Origin of the sequence: Streptacidiphilus neutrinimicus (assembly GCF_000787815.1) — a bacterium.
Lineage (GTDB): Bacteria > Actinomycetota > Actinomycetes > Streptomycetales > Streptomycetaceae > Streptacidiphilus > Streptacidiphilus neutrinimicus.
Genome location: NZ_BBPO01000116.1, coordinates 1 through 1,149, shown reverse-complemented (window position 1 = coordinate 1,149; position 1,149 = coordinate 1). Strand labels below are relative to the sequence as shown.

At 72.5% G+C, this 1,149-nt stretch carries 1 protein-coding gene; it reads left to right on the top strand.

Annotation, left to right across the window (positions count from 1 at the left end; translation table 11 throughout):
- The first annotated feature begins 840 nt into the window (after positions 1 to 840).
- Complete coding sequence (locus tag TR48_RS43950) at positions 841 to 984, top strand: hypothetical protein (RefSeq protein ID WP_161789970.1); 144 nt, start codon at positions 841 to 843, stop codon at positions 982 to 984.
- Positions 985 to 1,149: the final 165 nt, after the last annotated feature.

The window sequence follows — 1,149 nt, the reverse complement described above, 5'->3', positions numbered from 1 at the left end:
GCCGATGCCCCTCGGGCACCGCTATGAGTCCATTCTGAGCCGCCTGGGCGCGAGGGCGCTCGGGCCGTCCGGCCCTCGTCGCGCAGGGCACACCACGGGGAGCTCATCTCATCACGCCCGGTTCGCAGGCATCCCTCCCTGCACGGACCGGGGGCGCCGACCCGCGACGACGCCCGCGGCGCCGTCTTCGGCACACTCGGCCTGCTCGCCTTCGCCCTCACCGGCTGGCAGCTCCTGCCCTGCACCTCCGCCTGGATCGCCCTGACCGCCGCGACCGCGGCCTGGGGCGTCGTTTCCGGGCTCGCGTACCTGGTCGCAAGAGCGTGCTTCTGCGTGAACTTGCTGACCGGCTCGGCCGGCGACGGCACCGGACCGGCCTCCCGTCCCGGGTAACGGAATTGGCCCGCCTCCTACCTTTGCGGCGGCCATCCTGGAGGCATGACGTCCGGCGACCTGGCCCTGGCACACGCGCGACCAGACGTCACGGCGAACTCCCGAGGGTTTAACTGGTCGGGGGCGCGTGGCCGCGACGGAGTCTGGCGGGTCAGCCCGTCCGTTCTACCCCAGACCCGGGGCCCGCACCGAAGATCTGCATTCTTGCGACGATCCGGTGCACGTGGACAGGGTGGCTCGGCACACTGGGCCGGTGACTTCCTGGCTGCATGGCTACCCGCTCCGGCTGTGGAGCCGGTTACACCGTGGATTCGACAGCACCGACCCGACCGCGAAGTGGAGCGCGCGGGTCCTGTGGGCGGTGCTGACCGCAGGGACCTGCGCGGTTCTGGGACGCACCGCGACGTCGGCATCCCACGCAGTGGGGGCCCCTGCTGGCCTGACTGCGTGGCTGGCGGTCTGATCCTGGTCGCTGTGTTCTCCACCGCGCTGATCGCGGTCCTTGCCGACCAACGCGGGCTGACGCGTCTGGCCCGGCTGCTCGCGCTCGTCACCGCGTACGTCCTGGCGGTGGGGCTGTCCTGGTCCTGAGCGACGCCCCAGGCGGTGACCGCCGCACGGTGGTCTGCCGCGCCCGGCCGTAGCCGCTGGACTGATGGGCCACCTCACTGCTCGGCTTCCCGGGGCAGAGCCCGACGGCCGCAGGGCCGGGCGTCGGTCGATCGACGGTGACCGTCGCGACGGGGGAGGGGCGGA